This is a genomic window from Alistipes senegalensis JC50 (genome assembly GCF_025145645.1).
Classification (GTDB): domain Bacteria; phylum Bacteroidota; class Bacteroidia; order Bacteroidales; family Rikenellaceae; genus Alistipes; species Alistipes senegalensis.
In genome coordinates this window covers 303537-320384 of record NZ_CP102252.1, presented here as the reverse complement: position 1 = coordinate 320384, position 16848 = coordinate 303537, and the positions used below count along the sequence as shown (strand labels likewise).

Annotated in this window: 13 protein-coding genes; 10 read left to right on the top strand and 3 right to left on the bottom strand. The window is 59.1% G+C overall.

Annotation, left to right across the window (positions count from 1 at the left end):
• The first annotated feature begins 14 nt into the window (after positions 1-14).
• Together NQ519_RS01280 and NQ519_RS01275 are read left to right on the top strand one after the other, a co-directional pair.
• Positions 15-1208 carry a glycosyltransferase WbsX family protein gene (locus NQ519_RS01280; RefSeq protein ID WP_019149879.1) on the top strand — a complete coding sequence of 398 codons (1194 nt, stop codon included), beginning with the start codon at positions 15-17 and terminating at the stop codon, positions 1206-1208.
• On the top strand, positions 1208-3136 hold the full coding sequence (locus NQ519_RS01275; protein WP_044118682.1) for a glycoside hydrolase family 127 protein: 1929 nt from the start codon (positions 1208-1210) through the stop codon (positions 3134-3136). Before NQ519_RS01280 ends, NQ519_RS01275 begins: the two co-directional genes overlap by 1 nt.
• 65 nt (positions 3137-3201) lie before the next feature.
• Here NQ519_RS01275 and NQ519_RS01270 read toward each other — a convergent pair whose 3' ends face one another.
• A complete protein-coding gene (locus NQ519_RS01270; RefSeq protein ID WP_227901173.1) occupies positions 3202-5196 on the bottom strand; it encodes a hypothetical protein in 1995 nt (664 codons plus the stop codon).
• A 38-nt stretch (positions 5197-5234) separates the two neighbouring features.
• The gene (locus NQ519_RS01265; protein ID WP_019149294.1) at positions 5235-6155 is read right to left on the bottom strand and encodes a helix-turn-helix domain-containing protein; all 921 of its coding nucleotides are present in this window, start codon (positions 6153-6155) and stop codon (positions 5235-5237) included.
• Positions 6156-6344: 189 nt separating this feature from the next.
• On the opposite strand from NQ519_RS01265, the gene NQ519_RS01260 reads away from it, so the two are divergent.
• Positions 6345-7772: an L-fucose/L-arabinose isomerase family protein gene (locus tag NQ519_RS01260; protein WP_019149293.1), complete on the top strand. Its 1428-nt coding sequence runs from the start codon at positions 6345-6347 to the stop codon at positions 7770-7772.
• A 183-nt stretch (positions 7773-7955) separates the two neighbouring features.
• Here the strand turns inward: NQ519_RS01260 and NQ519_RS01255 are convergent, their stop codons facing one another.
• Positions 7956-8825, bottom strand: coding sequence for a helix-turn-helix domain-containing protein (locus NQ519_RS01255; RefSeq protein WP_019149882.1), 870 nt, complete (start codon positions 8823-8825; stop codon positions 7956-7958).
• Positions 8826-9026: 201 nt separating this feature from the next.
• Here NQ519_RS01255 and NQ519_RS01250 point away from each other — a divergent pair, with 201 nt between their 5' ends.
• The 7 genes from NQ519_RS01250 to atpB all read left to right on the top strand — a co-directional run bounded on the left by NQ519_RS01250 (position 9027) and on the right by atpB (position 16844).
• Positions 9027-10463 carry a TolC family protein gene (locus NQ519_RS01250; RefSeq protein ID WP_026076351.1) on the top strand — a complete coding sequence of 479 codons (1437 nt, stop codon included), beginning with the start codon at positions 9027-9029 and terminating at the stop codon, positions 10461-10463.
• Positions 10464-10482: 19 nt separating this feature from the next.
• Positions 10483-11478, top strand: coding sequence for an HlyD family secretion protein (locus tag NQ519_RS01245; RefSeq protein ID WP_019149884.1), 996 nt, complete (start codon positions 10483-10485; stop codon positions 11476-11478).
• Complete coding sequence (locus tag NQ519_RS01240) at positions 11475-12656, top strand: ABC transporter permease (RefSeq protein WP_044118588.1); 1182 nt, start codon at positions 11475-11477, stop codon at positions 12654-12656. The genes NQ519_RS01245 and NQ519_RS01240 overlap by 4 nt, the downstream gene beginning before the upstream one ends.
• Positions 12653-13834 (top strand): ABC transporter permease, encoded by a 1182-nt coding sequence (locus NQ519_RS01235; protein WP_019149886.1) that lies wholly within the window; start codon positions 12653-12655, stop codon positions 13832-13834. The genes NQ519_RS01240 and NQ519_RS01235 overlap by 4 nt, the downstream gene beginning before the upstream one ends.
• 142 nt (positions 13835-13976) lie before the next feature.
• Positions 13977-15473: a F0F1 ATP synthase subunit beta gene (gene atpD / locus NQ519_RS01230; protein WP_019149887.1), complete on the top strand. Its 1497-nt coding sequence runs from the start codon at positions 13977-13979 to the stop codon at positions 15471-15473.
• A 26-nt stretch (positions 15474-15499) separates the two neighbouring features.
• Positions 15500-15757: a FoF1 ATP synthase subunit delta/epsilon gene (locus tag NQ519_RS01225; RefSeq protein WP_026076352.1), complete on the top strand. Its 258-nt coding sequence runs from the start codon at positions 15500-15502 to the stop codon at positions 15755-15757.
• A 7-nt stretch (positions 15758-15764) separates the two neighbouring features.
• The gene (gene atpB, locus NQ519_RS01220) at positions 15765-16844 is read left to right on the top strand and encodes a F0F1 ATP synthase subunit A (protein WP_026076353.1); all 1080 of its coding nucleotides are present in this window, start codon (positions 15765-15767) and stop codon (positions 16842-16844) included.
• The last annotated feature ends 4 nt before the right edge of the window (positions 16845-16848 follow it).

Genomic DNA, 16848 nt, shown 5'->3' with positions numbered 1-16848 from the left:
TAAATCCGAATTGTATGAAAAAGAAGACCTTTGTTTTATTCCTCGCCGGAGCACTATGTCTCGCCGCTCCGTCCTGCGGGGAGGACAGACCTCCTGCCGCCGAATACGATGTCGCCGCATTCGTCTGGCCGGCTTATCACAATGATCCCCGTTTCGCGGAGATCGGGATTTTCCCCGACGGGGTCGGCGAATGGGAGGCCGTTTACAAGGCTCGCCCTAAATTCGAAGGACACCGGCAGCCCCGTATCCCGCTGTGGGGGTATCTGGACGAGGCCGATCCGCAGGTGCAGGAGAAAAAAATTCGCACGGCCCTCGAATACGGGGTCAATACTTTCATTTTCGACTGGTATTGGTACGATGACCGTCCGTTCCTGGAAGATGTGCTGAACAAGGGCTTTCTGCAAGCCGGGAATAATCGGAAAATGAAGTTTTATCTGATGTGGGCCAACCATGTGATGACTTCCTATCTCGATGCGGCCGATCCCGACAAGAGCAAAGTCTACTGGCCGGAGCCGGTTACGCCGGAAATATTCGACCGGATTGCCGACCACCTGATCGAAGATTATTTCAAACTGCCGAATTACTACAAGATCGACGGCAAACCGGTTTTCTCCATCTACGAAACTTCGACTTTCATCCGTGAAATGGGCGGTGAGGAGCAGGCGGTTGCCGCGCTCGACCGGTTCCGGAAGAAATGTGTCGAAGCCGGATTGCCGGGAGTGCACATTCAGCCGATCCTTTGGTTTCTGCTGCCTGCGACTTCGACGGGTATGGCGGGGGATACCTCCGTCTCCCAGCAGAACACGGTGCGCCGTTTCGGATTCGAGAGCCTGACCAATTACCAATGGTGCCACCTAGTGCCGGCGGACCGGGATTATCAGGAGTGGGGAGATATGGCCTCCGCCTATTATGAAAAGTTCGACCGGGAATTCGATGTTCCCTATTTCCCGCATGTGTCGATCGGTTGGGACCCGAACCCTCGCTATCCCGAGGGGTTGCAGCCCTGTGTGACGGGATCGACGCCGGCCCGGTTCGAAGCATTTCTGCGGCGTGCGAAAGCCTATGTCGATGCACATCCCGACCAACCGCCCCTGATCACGATCAACGCCTGGAACGAATGGGCCGAGGGCAGCTGCCTCGAGCCCGACAGCCTGAACGGTTACGGATATCTGGAAGCAGTCAAACGTGTATTTAGAACCATAGAATGATGAAGAGACATTATTATTGGTTGGGCCTTGCCGTCCTTTGTTTATCCGCATTCGCCGGGTGCGATGCGTCCCGTGGACCGAAGGTCGCTCCCTGCATCGCCGACCGGGTGGCCTGGTTTGCCCCGGACGAAGTGAACTTACTCCCGGGACCGCTCTTGGAATTGCAGGAGCAGGGGCGGGATTATCTGCTCTGGTTGCAGCCCGATTCGCTGCTTCACTTTTTCCGGATTGAAGCCGGGCTGGCTCCGAAAGCTCAGCCCTATGCCGGATGGGAATCCGAGGATGTCTGGGGTGTCGGGCCCCTGCGCGGCGGATTCATGGGATACTATCTGTCGGGGTTGTCGCTGATGTACCGGGCGACGGGTGACGAACGCCTGCTCCGGCGGTTGGAATACACCCTCTCGGAACTCGAAGCCTGCCGGAAGGCGGGCGGCGACGGGTATATCATGGCCATTGCCGACGGGCGGGAGTTGTTCCGGAGAGTGGCGGCCGGGGAGATTCGGACCGACAATCCGACCGTCAACGGGGCGTGGGCTCCGCTTTACCTGATCAACAAGATGCTTCACGGTCTCCGGGCCGCCTATGTGGAAGCTGGGCAGCGGCAGGCGCTGACGCTGATGACTTCGCTGGCGGACTGGTTCGGGTACGGTGTGCTGGACAAGCTCACGGACGAACAGGTTCAGCGGCTGTTGGTATGCGAACACGGTTCGATCAACGAGTCGTATCTCGACGTGTATGAACTGACCGGGGAGTTGCGTTACCTGGAATGGGCCGGACGCCTTAACGACCGGAGTATGTGGGTTCCCCTTTCCGAGGGGAAGGATATTCTGAACGGCTGGCATGCCAATACGCAGATACCCAAATTCACCGGATTTGAAAAGTACTACACCCATACCGGGGATGTGCGTTTCGACCGGGCCGCGCGTAATTTCTGGGAGATCGTCACGACGCGCCACAGTTGGGTGATCGGCGGTAACAGTACCGGAGAACATTTCTTTCCCGAGTCCGGCTTCGAAGAGAAGGTATTGCAGCAGGGCGGGCCCGAGACCTGCAATTCGGTGAATATGATGCGCCTGACCGAAGCACTGTTCGCACAGCGCCCGGAAGCCCGGATGGCGGAGTATTACGAGCGGGTGTTGCTGAATCATATTCTTTCGGCATACGATCCTTGCAAAGGGATGTGTGTCTATTTTACACCGATGCGCCCGGCGCACTATCGGGTCTACGGTTCGGAGGACCATTCGTTCTGGTGCTGCAACCAGTCCGGTTTGGAAACTCCCGCCAAACTGAACCGAATGGTTTTCACGAAACAGGGACGTGATCTGATGGTCAATCTGTTCGTGCCGGCGGCCGTAACGTGGAAGGAGCGGGACATCTCCCTGATCCAGCAGGCTTCGATGCCGGAGTCGCCGGAGGTGACCTTGATCCTGCAAACCGGGCGGGAGCGGGATTTGGGTCTGTTGGTGCGCAAACCTTCGTGGTCGCCGGAGGCTATGCTGACGCTCAACGGCCGGGTGATCGTGCCCGAAACGGATTCGGCCGGTTATTGGGTCGTTCGGGAACCGTGGAGCGGGGCGGATACGCTGACGATCGGTTTTCATCCGCGTGTCACGGCGGAGAAGCTGCCCGGCTCGGAGCGTTATTCGGCGTTGCTTTACGGCCCCTATGTACTGGCCGGACGTATGGGTACGGATTCTCTGCCCGCTTCGTTTTGGCGGGGAATCGACAATGGAGCCAACAATGTGATCCCGATGCCGGCGCGGACTTTCGTGCCTTGGACGGCTGAAACCATCGCATCGCATGTGGTGAAGATCGGAGACGATCCCCTTACGTTCGGATTCGACGGGGAGGAATTCCGGGATATTGAGATCGAACCGTTTTATCGGGTTCATTTCGAGCGTTATACGATCTACTGGCCGGTGCGGTAGAGCACTTTGTGACAATGAACATCCCGGGACGAAAAGTCCCGGGATGTCTGTTTTCAGGGATGTCGTTATTTCCTGTTCAGGAACCGCTCGGCACGTCCGGGGGTAAGCATTTCCCAGAGCGAAGCTACGGTCCAGCCCGGTGCGAAAATGTCGTTGTAGAATCCCTTGCCGTTTTTCCCGTAATCCCAGTTGGTGTGTTGTACGACTTCGGGATAGTAACCCGGTTTTGCGATGCCGCACAGCCGTTCTTTCGTTGGAAGTAGCTGCCGCATAGAGTTTTCGATCACTTGGGCGAAATCGGAGAAACGTCTCTCGCCGAACTCTCGTCCCAGCCAGTCGAGCACCGAGCAGAATTCGAAGACGAATACGTCTATGTGGTTGTTTTCGACCGAAACGTTTCCCCAGCCTCGTGTTTTCAGTCCCAGGTCTCCGAGCATCTGCCCCGGAGCGAATGGTACGTCCCAGAGGTAGTACCACGAAAGCGCGAAATAGGCGGCCTTGCGGGCTAAGGCGGCGTAATGGCTGCGGGATTCCCGGTCGCCGGCCAACGCCAGGTAGTACATGGCCGTTGCCGCATAGAGCGAAGCCTCCTTGTCTTCGCAGTTGGCATCGAGCGTCGATGAAAAATAGTCGGCTTTGTCGATGATCTCCGATTCGAGGTAACGGGCTGTTTTTTCGGCGGCCGTGAGGTAGCGCTTGTCGCCGAAGTAGCGGTAGGCCATGACCAGCGGGAGGGTGGCCGAAGGCGTGCTTCCTCCGCTGGCATCGACGGTCGTTCGGTCGTCATGGAATTTCCGGGGGAAACTGCCGTCATTGGCCTGCAATTGCAGGAATGCGTTCAGAATGGAGGTTATTTTCCGTTCCAGTCCGGGATGTTTGCGGCCATGCTTTTTTTCGTAATGCAGGTAGTGGAGCAGTGCATAAATGCCTTCGCTCTGACGGCGGATGCTGAAAACATCGGTTTCGGTGCCGCGTTTGAAATCGACGAACTCCCGGATGAAACCTCCGGCGGAGAATCCGTTGCGTTCGTAGCTGTTGAACGTCTGCTTTGCTATGTCGATGAGATCGGTGCGGCCATGTTCGTATCCGTATTCGAGGGCGTTAAACGCATTGAGCAGCACCCGTCCTACGAAGCCGACTTCCGCACGGCCGTTGGGCTCGCAGTCGGCTGTGCGGAGTTGTTCTCCGGACATGTATTTCAGCGGATAACTGTCCACATAAGCCGCTGTGAAATAGCCTGTCAGCGCCTCCTTCATCCGTTCGTCCGAATAGGCCGGTTCGGGGGCCTCCGGCAGCAGACTGTCGTAGCTGTATTCCCAGGTATTCCGCACGAACTCGGAAAAATCCGCGGCCGTTCCGTGGCGGAGTTCCCAGCGGAGGATGATCGTCGTGCCTTCGGGCAGGTGTTGGTAGGCCCGGACCGGCGGAGCCAGCGTGAGTTTACTGATATAGCAATAGGGGGTCTCCTGATAGGGGAATCCGAAGCGGAGCGCAGCCCGGCCTGCGATGTTCTCGAAGCCCGTGAATCCGATCGACGTATTGCCCGAGAGCATCACCTCTCCGCTTTTGTGGGTCGTCAGAGCATCGCAGCCGGCTCCGCATACACGCAGCACCGTGTGGTATTTTCCGCTGGCGGGATCGAAGATGCCTGTCAGCGGGGTGCTGAGGCGGTCTTCGCGGACAGTCCAGCTGTCGGACGTGTGGAATGAGGGCGCCTCCTTCGGCGACCGAAGATTCTGACGGTACCAGAACCCCGGCATCAGGAACTGGCATTCGTCGTGGGCGAATCCGGTGTCGAATGTCTGGCTGTATTGGAACCAGACCTCTTTCAGGGCGGTGATGCATATTTCGACCGTGCTGCCTTCGTCGTGCGGTGTTTCGGTGGCGACGATGGAGACCGGGAGCCTGCGTTCCGCTTCCAGCAGAAAGCGGCCGTTTCCGGGGCGTGGTGTGAGGGGATGATCGACAGCCGGGTTTCCGGGCGTTTTCAGGGAGATCGTGTGGCAGCCTGCGGTCAGCACACTGTTCGGCGTTGCCTTTATGTAGTATGGCAGTATCATGCAGGCCAATGCGCATGCAATGTATTTCGTCATAGTATTTAGGATTGTAGGTTCAGTTCGTTCTGTGGTTTCAGGAGGCTTCCTTGTGTGAATTCCCTGTATTTGGAAGGGGTCATTCCTGTTTTCTTTTTGAATACGATGTTGAAGTATGAGGGCGTTTCGAACCCCACGGCATATGCGATCTGCTGACAGTTCATTTCGGAGTTGGTTAGCAGTTCCTTGGATTTTGATATCTTCAGCTCCTGCATGTATTGGTTTGGGGCGAACCCCGTGTACTCCTTGAATATGCGCCGGAACCAGGAGTATCCCATCCCGATCTGCCTGGCGATCGCTTCTCCCGGCAGATTTTGTTCGATGTTCTCCTGCATCAGGATTTTCGCTTTGGCGATCTGCCCGTCGATGTTCTTGTCACGGAAAGCCATCTGTCTGTCCTCGCTGTACGCGAACCCGAGCAGGAGGTTGACGATTCCGGCCAGAATCTGTTGATGGCCCGACCCCTGTTGTTGTGCTACCGTTGCGGCCCAGCGGTAGAGGTGGTATATCTCCTCGTGGATGCCGATGCTGAACACGGCCTTCTCCCGGACGAAAAACCGCGCTGCCACCCGTTTTTCGATGTCCGGCCCCGTGAATCCGACCCAGGATTCGTGCCATCCGGTGTGCGGATCGGGACGGTAGTTGTGCCATTCTCCCGGAAAGAGCAGGAACATGTCCCCCTCCCGGATTTCACACTCCTTTTGCCGGGTGGACACGAACTGTCCTCTGCCCCGGGTGATGTATACCAGTTGGTATTCGTTGAGGACTCGCCCCTTTTCGGTTGAAAAGAGATAGCGGGTGGGGTGGTTGCGCGACGGGTATTCGGCTTGCGGCGGGATGTTCTGGTGCCCGGCCGTGGTTACGACCATTCCCCAAAGCATATCCTGGTCGTTCGACATCAGGTATTTTACGTGGCTTTCTTCCATTGTGAGAAAATGATATCGGCAAATTTTGAAATCTCCAGTGCAATTATAGGAATAAATGTTTATATGGGGCTTTATATTTTGACAAAATTTCATGTCAGAAAATGAAATCATCAAATCAATGCGAGAAATAGTGCTTGCGATGAATTCCATAGCTTTGCTGAAAATTCGTTACTTGCATTTGATGATTTTATGGAACACACAACGACACGGGCCCGTATCGGGCTCTTTGCTACGGGACTCGATACGTATTGGAACCAGTTCGAAGGTCTTCGCGACCATCTGAACGCTTACAGGGCGGAGATCGTTGCCGGGATCGAAAGAACGGGCAACGTCGAGGTCGTCGATGGGGGCATGGTGGATTCGCCCGAAAAGGCGCTCGCGGCAGCGTCTCTGCTGGCCCGGCGGGAGGTGGATCTCGTATTTTTGTATGTCGCCACTTATTGTCTCTCCTCGACGATTCTGCCCGTGGCCCAGCGCATCGGATGCCCCGTCATCGTGTTGAACTTGCAGCCTTCGGCCGCCATCGACTACCGGAAGATCAATGCACTCGGCGACCGGGGACGGATGACCGGAATGTGGTTGGAGAACTGTCAGGCTTGCTCCGTTCCGGAGATCGCCAACGTGTTCAACCGGGCCGGGTTGCGTTATGACATCGTCACCGGTTACCTGAAAGACGCTTCGGCCTGGGAACAGATCGGGGAGTGGGTGGCCGCGGCGAAAGTTTACCGGGGCATGCGTGAGAACCGGCTGGGTATTCTGGGCCATTATTACGGGGGCATGCTCGACGTTTATACCGACATCACGCGCCAGTCCGCTGTCTTCGGGACGCATTTGGAGATGTTGGAGATGTGTGAGTTGAAACGTTTCCGGGAGCAGTTGACCGAGGATGATGTGAATGCCAAGCTCGGGGAATTCCGCTCGAACTTCGAGGTGAGTCCGGAATGCGAAGATTCGGAACTTCGGCGAGCGGCGGCGACATCGGCGGCATTGGACCGGATGGTCGAAAACCACCGGCTCGGGGCAATGGCTTATTATTACGAGGGCGAAGGTGCGTATGAAGATATTGCGACTTCCGTAATCGCCGGGAATACGTTGCTTACGGGGCGCGGCATCCCCGTTGCCGGCGAGTGCGAGGTGAAAAATGCCCAGGCGATGAAGATTCTGTCGTTGTTGGGTGCTGGAGGATCGTTCTCGGAGTTCTATGCAATGGATTTCAACGATGATATCGTGATGTTGGGACATGACGGACCGGCCCATTTCGAGATTTCCGAAGGCCGCGTCGGCCTTGTGCCGTTGCCGGTCTATCACGGCAAGCCCGGAAAGGGTCTTTCGATTCAGATGTCGGTGAAACAAGGGCCGGTGACGTTGCTTTCGGTCTGCGAGGACGGAAAGGGTGTTTACCTGTTGGCTGCCGAAGGCGAAGCGGTCGAGGGTCCGACCTTACAGATCGGCAATACCAACAGCCGTTATCGCTTCGGATGCGGAGCCCGGAAATTCATGGATGCCTGGTGCAAAGCAGGTCCTTCTCATCATTGCGCCATCGGGGTCGGACATCTGCTCGGGCCGTTGAAGAAAACGGCCTTCCTGTTCGGAATCCCGATCTTTGTCGTAGAATAGCGTTCAGCAGATATATGCCAAGAGCCCGATAATCGTCGATTATCGGGCTCTCGCTTTTTGCAGTGTGGAATTTATCCTGTTGATTTACTACGGTCTCCATTTCGGGGATGATGGCCGTTTCGTGCGGGATAATCTGTTTTATGCCCCATGACTTCAGACGAAATCCGGACCGGAGCGAAAGGGCTATTGCGGATTGTTTTTCCGCTGCCGGAACTCGGACGGCGAACATCCCAACCGCTGACGGACATAACGGCCGAAGAACGAAAGATTCGGAAAGTCGAGCTCGTCGGAGATCTCCTTGATGCTTTTCGGGGAATTTTTCAGCGCGTCGGCCACCTCGCGCGTCAGGGCTTCGTGAATCCATTCCGAAGCGCTTCGGCCGCTGGCGCGCTTGACCGCCGTCGAGAGATAACGCGGAGTTTTGCAGAGCCGCTCGGCATACCATTGCACCGAGCGCGGCACGGGTTTGGTTGAGGAGAGCAGGTCGATGAACGCCTGGCAGATCTGGTGCCGGGATTGAAGCGGCTCTTCGGCGGTCGTTTCCGCCTCGACATGGTTGTCGAGCACATGCGCCGTCTGGTAGAGGAACGCTTGCAGCAGACAGCGTATGATTTCGTCGTAATAGAGATGGTCGATGCGTGTGATTTTCCGTTTGAGAAAATGATAATCCTCCAGCAATTCGACGGATTCCCTGTCGGAGAGGTGAATCTTGAAATTGCGGCTCATATAGAACACCTTGTTCCATAAATCCGCCGAGTTCGGAAAAATCCGTTTGGAGAAGTTCGCTGAGCAGCCGAACAGATACCCCTTGAAATCGGGGCTCATCATCGTGCGGGTGACTATCTTGTCGGGCGTGCAGAATGCGATGTCGTTCGGTTCGATGGTGTAGGGCGTGCCGTTCACTTCGATCTGAAAACGTCCGTCGATGCAAAAAAGCAGCATGCGCCAGCCCTTTTGATCGTCGAGCCGGACGAAATCCCTTGCGTTTTCGAAGATGACGAAATGTTCCGACAGAAACTTGAAAGGTTCTTCGCTGTTGGATTCGGGTCGCATATGATTCAGTTTATACAGAATTGTTCCGAAGGACAAAAATAAGTCCTTTTCGGATACGGCGGGTGGCCGAAACCGCTTGTCGAGTGTCCGATATTTACCGATTTCCGCGGCGTGTGGAATTTCGGCCCTCTTCCCGTACGGATGGATAACCGCGGATTCGTGCGGATGGTTCATTTTTGCAGCCGAATCAAATGCACGAATATGAAAACACGAATCTTGACGGGATGGCTGCTCGTTGCGGCGGTCGCGGTGCAGGCCCGGACGACGGAGCTTTCGATCGGGGAGTGCCGGACTTTGGCCATCCAGAACAACAAGGAGCTGCGCATGGCGGGCGAGAGGGAGCAGGCGGCCTGTCATCGGCGCAAGGCCGCCTTCACGAACTACCTGCCCCGGATTTCGGCGGCAGGAGCCTACCTGCATACGTCGGACGAATTGTCGCTGCTCAGCGACGAACAGAAAAATACGCTGGGGCGCCTCGGCACGAACGCCTCCGGGCAGTTGCAGGGCATTTTGCAGCAGTATCCTTCGCTGGGCGAGCAGTTCGGGCCCGTCGCGGGTTCGCTTGCCGGAGGTCTCGACGCTTTCGGGACGAGTCTGGTCGATGGTCTGCGTACCGATACGCGGAACATGACCGTGGTGTCGGTGATGCTGACCCAGCCGGTTTACATGGGCGGCAAGATCGCGGCCTATGACAAGATCACCCGTTTTGCGGAGCAGATCGCCCGCAGCCAGCACGATCAGCAGCTGCAAGAGGTGATTCTCGAAGTCGATCGCACCTATTGGCAGATCGTCGCCCTGCAATCGAAAAAGCGGCTGGCCGAGAGCTACCTCGAACTGGTGTGGAAGCTCGACGGCGATGTCGGGCAGCTGATCGAGGCGGGGATGGCCACCAAGGCCGACGGACTGAGCATCAAGGTGAAGGTCAACGAGGCGGAGGTGGCGCTCATTCAGGTCGATAACGGGCTCGCCCTGTCCCGGATGCTGCTCTGCCAGTTGTGCGGCTTGGATTTGACGACGGAAGTCCGGCTGCGGGATGAAGCCGCGGAACTGCCGGTCGGGACGACTGCCGCCGACTTGGAGACGGCGTTGGAAAACCGTCCCGAACTCCGCAGCCTCGACATGGCGCAGCGGATCGGGAAGCACAAGGTGACGATCGCCCGCTCCGAATTCATGCCCAATGTAGCGCTCACAGGCGGTTATCTGACGAGCAACCCCTCGCTCACCAACGGATTCCAGAAAAAATTCAACGGACTGTGGAATGTCGGCGTGGTGGTGAAGATTCCCATTCTGACCTGGGGCGAGCGCCACCACAAGGTGCAGGCCGCCCGCCGCGAAGCCGCCATTGCCGCGTATCAGTTCGAGGAGGCGGCCGAGAAGGTCGAGTTGCAGGTGACGCAGAGCCGTCAGAAAATGCGGGAGGCGACCGAGCGGTATGCGGCCGCCACGCGCAGCCAGGCGGAGGCCGATGAGAACCTGCGCTGCGCCACCCTCGGCATGCAGGAAGGGGTCATCCCCGTCAGCAACGTGCTGGAGGCGCAGACCGCATGGCTCTCCGCCCATTCGGAGCGGCTCACCGCCCGCATCGACGTGCTGCTCGCCGATCTCTATCTGCGCAAGGCGCTGGGTACATTGAAATAATTCAAACAACAAGACGCATATGAAAACGAACAAACAGCAAAAAGGGATTCTTTTGACGGCCGTATCCATGCTTGCGGTGATCGCGGTCGTCATCGTCATCGGGCTCTCGCTGCCCGAGCGGGAGGAGTATATTCAGGGCGAGGTCGAAACGACCGACTACCGCGTGTCGTGCAAGGTGCCGTCGCGCGTGCTGCAAATCCGGGTCGCCGAGGGCGACTGCGTGCGGAGGGGCGACACGCTCGCCGTCATGGAGGCTCCCGACATGGCCGCGCGGCTGGCGCAGGCCGAGGCGGCCCGTTCGGCTGCCGAAGCGTTGGAGCTGAAGGCCCGCAACGGTTCGCGGCAGGAGCAGATCCAGGCCGCCTACGAGGTTTGGCAGCAGGCCCGGGCGGGTTTGCAGGTGGCGGAAAAGACCTTCCGGCGCATCGAACGCCTGCACGGCGAGGGAGTTGTCGCCGCCCAGAAATTCGACGAGGCGCAGGCCAGATACGAAGCCTCCGCCGCTACGGAGCGTGCCGCCAGGGCGCAGTACGACATGGCCGTGAACGGCGCCCGCCGGGAGGACCGGCTGGCTGCCGAGGCGCAGGTGTCGCGGGCCCGGGGAGCCATCGCCGAGGTGACCTCCTACCTGAACGAGACGATACTCACGGCCTCGGACGACGGACTGGTGACGGAGATTTTTCCCGAGGTCGGCGAACTGGTCGGCACGGGAGCGCCGATTATGAACGTGGCCCGTATGGACGACGTGTGGTTCACGTTCAACATCCGCGAAGACCTGCTGCCGGGTATCGCTGTCGGACGGGAGCTGACGGCCTACCTCCCGGCGCTCGACATCGCCGTTCCGGTGCGTATCACGCGCATGAAGGACGTGGGCAGCTTCGCCGTGTGGAAGGCCACCAAGGCGCTCGACCGCTTCGACCTGAAGACATTCGAGGTGAGGACCCGCCCCGCATCGCCCGTCGAAGGGCTTCACCCGGGCATGTCGGCCGTACTTCGTAAAAGCGAGATCGAATGAGACACCGTGGAACTATCGAACGGCTGACGGCTATTTTCCGGCGGGAGTTGGGCATCTTCTCCCGCCGGCCCATCTTCCTGTTCTGCATGATCGTCATGCCGGTGGTCTGCGTCGTCTTCTTCACGTCGCTGATGCGGGCCGGTCTGCCGACCGGCCTCCCGATGGGACTGGTCGATGAGGACCGCACGCACATCACGCGCATCCTCGCACGCACGATGGAGGCGTTCGAGGCTTCGGACTTCGCGGATCAGTACGACTCTTTCTCCGAAGCCCGCAAAGCGGTGCAGCGGGGCGAGATATACGGATTCTTCTACATTCCGAAAGGCACGACCGAAAAGGCGATGGCCAGCAAACAGCCCTGCGTGTCGTTCTACACCAACGAAGCCTATTTCGTGCCGGGGACCCTGCTGATGAAGGACATGATGACCGCCTCCGAGATTCTCTCGCTGGCGCTGACCCGCGAGACGCTCTATGCCAAAGGGTACGACGAGCGGGCGGCGATGGCCGTGATCCGTCCCATCGTCGTCGAGGCGCATCCGCTCAACAACCCGACGCTGGACTACTCCGTCTACCTCTCGAACATCGTCCTGCCGGGCATTCTGATCCTGCTCATCATGCTCTCGACGACCTACACGATCGGACTGGAGTGGAAACAGCGGACGCAGCGCAAGTGGTTCCGCATGGCCGATTACTCCGTGACGACGGCTTTGGTCGGCAAACTGCTGCCGCAGACGGTACTGTATGTGCTGATGATCCTCTTTTACGACGTTTATCTCTACCGGTTCATGGGATTTCCGTGCAATTGCGGGATCGCGGCGATGATGGGCATCGGCATCCTGACCGTGTTGGCCTCGCAGGCGTTCGGCGTCTTTCTGTTCGGGGTTTTCAGCGGCCAGATGCGCCTTGCGATGTGTCTGTCGTCGTTGTGGGGCATCCTCTCGTTCTCGCTGGCGGGGTTCACCTATCCGACGACCGCCATGACCCCCGTGCTGGGCCGTCTGGCCGCCCTGTTCCCGCTGCGTCATTACTATCTGCTCTATGTCGATCAGGCGCTGAACGGCTATCCGATCGCCTGCGCATGGCCCTCGGTCGTCGCATTGCTGCTTTTCATCATGCTGCCGCTCGCGGTCAACGGCCGTTATCGCGCCGCATTCCTCAAATATCATTATAAGCCATGAAACCGATCCGCACTGTTTTCCGCATCTGGTACGACGAGCTGACCGACCTGTTCAGGGACAAGGGCATCCTGATCTTCATCCTCTTCGTGCCGCTGGCCTATCCGCTCCTCTACTCGTGGGTCTATACCAACGAGGTCGTGCGCGAGGTGCCGGCCGCGGTCGTCGATGACAGCCGCACGCCGCAGAGCCGTGCGTTCATCCGCATGGTGGACGCCACCCCCGACGTTGCCGTCGCGGCGCACTGCACGACGGTCGCCGAGGCCGAAGAGCTGCTGCGCCGCCGCGAGGTCTTCGGCATCATCCGCATTCCCGAGAGCTTCACGAAGGACATCCGGCGCGGCGACCAGACCTTCGTCGGCGTATACAGCGACATGAGCAGTATGCTCTACTACAAAGCCCTGCTGCTGGCTGCGACCAAAGTGTCGCTGGAGATGAACGCCGACATTAAGGTCGGGCGCCACCTGCCGGGCACGACCGACCGGCAGGACGAGATACAGCACACGCCCATCGAGTACGATTACGTCGCGTTGTACAATCCGCAGAGCGGCTTTGCGGCGTTTCTCATACCGCCCGTGCTGATGCTGATTCTCCAGCAGACGCTGCTGTTGGGCGTCGGCATGTCGGCCGGCCGCATGCGCGAACGCTTCCGCGGGTCGCTCGTGCCGTTCCACCGCGACTACAAGAATCCCGTCTGCATCGTATTGGGAAAGGCGGCGGCCTATTTCGGCATCTACATCGTGATGGCCCTCTACGCCTTCACGATCGTCACGCACGGATTCTCGCTGCCGCAGCTGGGCGACCTGGCCACGCTCACGGCCTTCGTCGTGCCGTTCCTGCTCGCGTGCATCTTCCTGGCGATGGTGCTGTCGTCGCTCGTCTGGCGGCGCGAGGACTGCATCCTGCTGTTCGTATGCCTCTCCGTGCCGCTGCTCTTCATCTCGGGCGTGTCGTGGCCGTGGCCCTCCGTTCCCGCCTTCTGGAAAGGGGTGGCCTGCCTCTTCCCCTCGACTTTCGGCATGAACGGCTATGTCCGCATCCAATCGACGGGTGCGACGCTTTCGGACGTTGCCTTCGAACTGCGCGGCCTCTGGATTCAGGCAGGCGTCTATTTCCTCCTCGCCTGCCTGATCTACCGCAGGCAGATCCGTTTGATCGCGGACCGGCATTACCGTGCATAAGTCCGTTTCGGATGCAGATATGTTCGATAGGTCGTTTTGCGGAGCGGGCGGGAAATATCGGACACTCTATGAGCCGAAAAGATAACCGCCATGTCGCGCGGAATCAGTTGCTTTGCCGTACGAAACAAACAAGACGAAACAGATGGAAGGATACATTTCACAAATCATCGGCCCGGTGGTGGACGTTCGCTTCCCCGAAACGGAGGGACAGCTTCCGGCCATCGACGAGGCGCTGTCGATCCGCCGCGAGAACGGCACGGAGCTCGTCGTCGAGGTGCAGCAGCACATCGGCGAGCATACGGTGCGCACGGTGGCGATGGATTCTACCGACGGGCTGCGGCGGCACATGCGGGTAGTCCCGCTCGGCCGCGCGATTTCGATGCCCGTGGGCGATCAGATCAAAGGACGTCTGATGAACGTCACGGGCCAAAATATCGACGGTATGCGTCCGCTCGACCGCACGGGCGAAGCCTCGATTCACCGCGAACCGCCGAAGTTCGACGAACTGGCCACCTCGCAGGAGGTGCTCTACACGGGCATCAAGGTCATCGACCTCCTGGAACCCTATGTCAAGGGCGGCAAAATCGGTCTGTTCGGCGGCGCGGGCGTGGGCAAGACGGTGCTCATCATGGAGTTGATCAACAATATCGCCAAGGGCCACAACGGCTTCTCGGTCTTCGCCGGCGTGGGCGAGCGCACTCGCGAGGGCAACGATCTGCTGCGCGAGATGATCGAATCGGGCGTCATCCGCTACGGCGAGGCGTTCAAACGCAGCATGGAGGAGGGCCATTGGGACCTCTCGAAGGTCGATTACGACGAGGTGGCCAAATCGCAGGCCACGCTGGTTTTCGGCCAGATGAACGAGCCGCCCGGAGCCCGCAAGTCGGTCGCCCTGTCGGGCCTTACGGTCGCCGAATCGTTCCGCGACAGTGGCGGGGAGGGGGCGTCGCGCGACATCCTCTTCTTCATCGACAACATCTTCCGTTTCACGCAGGCCGGTTCGGAGGTTTCGGCCCTGCTGGGGCGCATGCCCTCGGCCGTGGGCTACCAGCCGACGCTGGCTACGGAGATGGGCCGGATGCAGGAGCGCATCACCTCGACCAAACACGGGTCGATCACCTCGGTGCAGGCGGTCTACGTGCCTGCCGACGACCTGACGGACCCCGCTCCGGCCACGACCTTCACGCACCTCGACGCCACGACCGTCCTGAGCCGCAAGATCGCCGGGCTGGGCATCTATCCGGCCGTCGATCCGCTGGAGTCCACCTCGCGCATCCTCGACCCGAACATCGTCGGCGAGGAGCACTACCGGACGGCCCAGCGGGTGAAACAGATTCTGCAACGCAACAAGGAGTTGCAGGACATCATCGCCATTCTGGGCATGGACGAGCTTTCGGACGAAGACCGCACGATCGTGAACCGCGCCCGCCGTGTGCAGCGGTTCCTTTCGCAGCCTTTCTCCGTGGCCGAGCAGTTCACGGGGGTTTCCGGAGTGATGACGCCCATCGCCGAGACGATCCGGGGCTTCCGGATGATTCTGGACGGCGAGACGGACCACCTGCCCGAGCAGGCGTTTCTGAATGTCGGGACGATCGACGACGCCATCCGCAAGGGCGAGGAGCTGATGCGGAAATCGTAATTGCGAAACCTGAAAAACATGTTGATATGCAGCTTATTATTATGGCTCCGCGCGGTGTGTTGTGCCACACGGCCGTCGAAAAGGTCTCTTTCCCGGGAGCGTTAGGCGCTTTCACCGTCCTGCCCGGACATGCGCCCCTGATCGCCCAGCTGACGGCGGGCAAGATCCGCTATACGTCCGGCGCGGAAGAGCGTGAACAGGAGATCCTGCGGGGTTTCGTCCGGATCGAGCGGGACACGGTGGCGGCCAATGTCGAACTTCCCGAGCCCGGCCCGCAAAAATAGAGGAATCATGCGATGGAATTCTAAAATACTGTTGCTGGCCGCTTTGCTCACGCTCCCGTTTCGCGCGGCCGCCGAACAGTCGGGTCCCGATGTGATCGGCGTGGTGATGGAGCATATCGGCGACAGCTACGAGTGGCACATCACGACTGCTGGCGAACGGGAATGGACCCTTCATCTGCCCGTCATCGTGCGCAGCCGCACGACCGGATGGCACTGCTTCTCCTCGGCGCGGCTGCACGGCGGCGCTGAATACGAGGGGCTGCGCATCGCCTCCGAAGGCGGCCATGCCGGCCGCATCGTCGAGCGGCAGGCCGACGGGTCCGATGTCCGGCCGCTGGACCTCTCGATTACCAAAACGGCGGCGGGGCTGCTGATAAACAGCGCGCTGGTCGTCGCGCTCGTGCTGGGTGTCGCACACTGGTATCGCCGCCACAGGGCGACCGAGGAGGCGCCGCGCGGCGTGGTCGGGTTGTTCGAGATGCTCTGCTCGTCGCTGCTGGACGGCATCATCCGTCCCTGCGTCGGCGAGCGGTGGCGCAAGTTCGCGCCCTATCTGCTCACGGTCTTTTTCTTCATCCTCGTGAACAACCTGATGGGGTTGATCCCGATCTTTCCGGCGGGTGCGAACGTAACGGGCAATATCGCCGTGACGCTGGTGCTGGCCGTGGCCACATTCCTGGCCATCAACCTCTTCGGGACGAAGCACTATTGGAAGGACATTTTCTGGCCCGACGTGCCGACGTGGCTCAAGGTGCCGGTTCCCATCATGCCGCTGATCGAGTTCGTCGGCATCCTGACCAAGCCTTTCGCGCTGATGATCCGTCTCTTCGCCAACATCATGGCGGGCCATTCGGTGATCCTGATCCTCACGTGCATCGTCTTCGTGACGGCCGAAATGGGGGCGGCAGTCTGTGGTTCGATGACGGTGGTGTCGGTGCTGCTGTCGGTCTTCATGAACTGCCTCGAACTGCTGGTGGCCTTCCTGCAAGCCTACGTCTTCACGATGCTCTCGGCCGTCTTCATCGGACTGGCGCAGGAGACGCCCCGCACGGAACAAAATGAAACATGTCGAATCTTAAATAAATGAAATC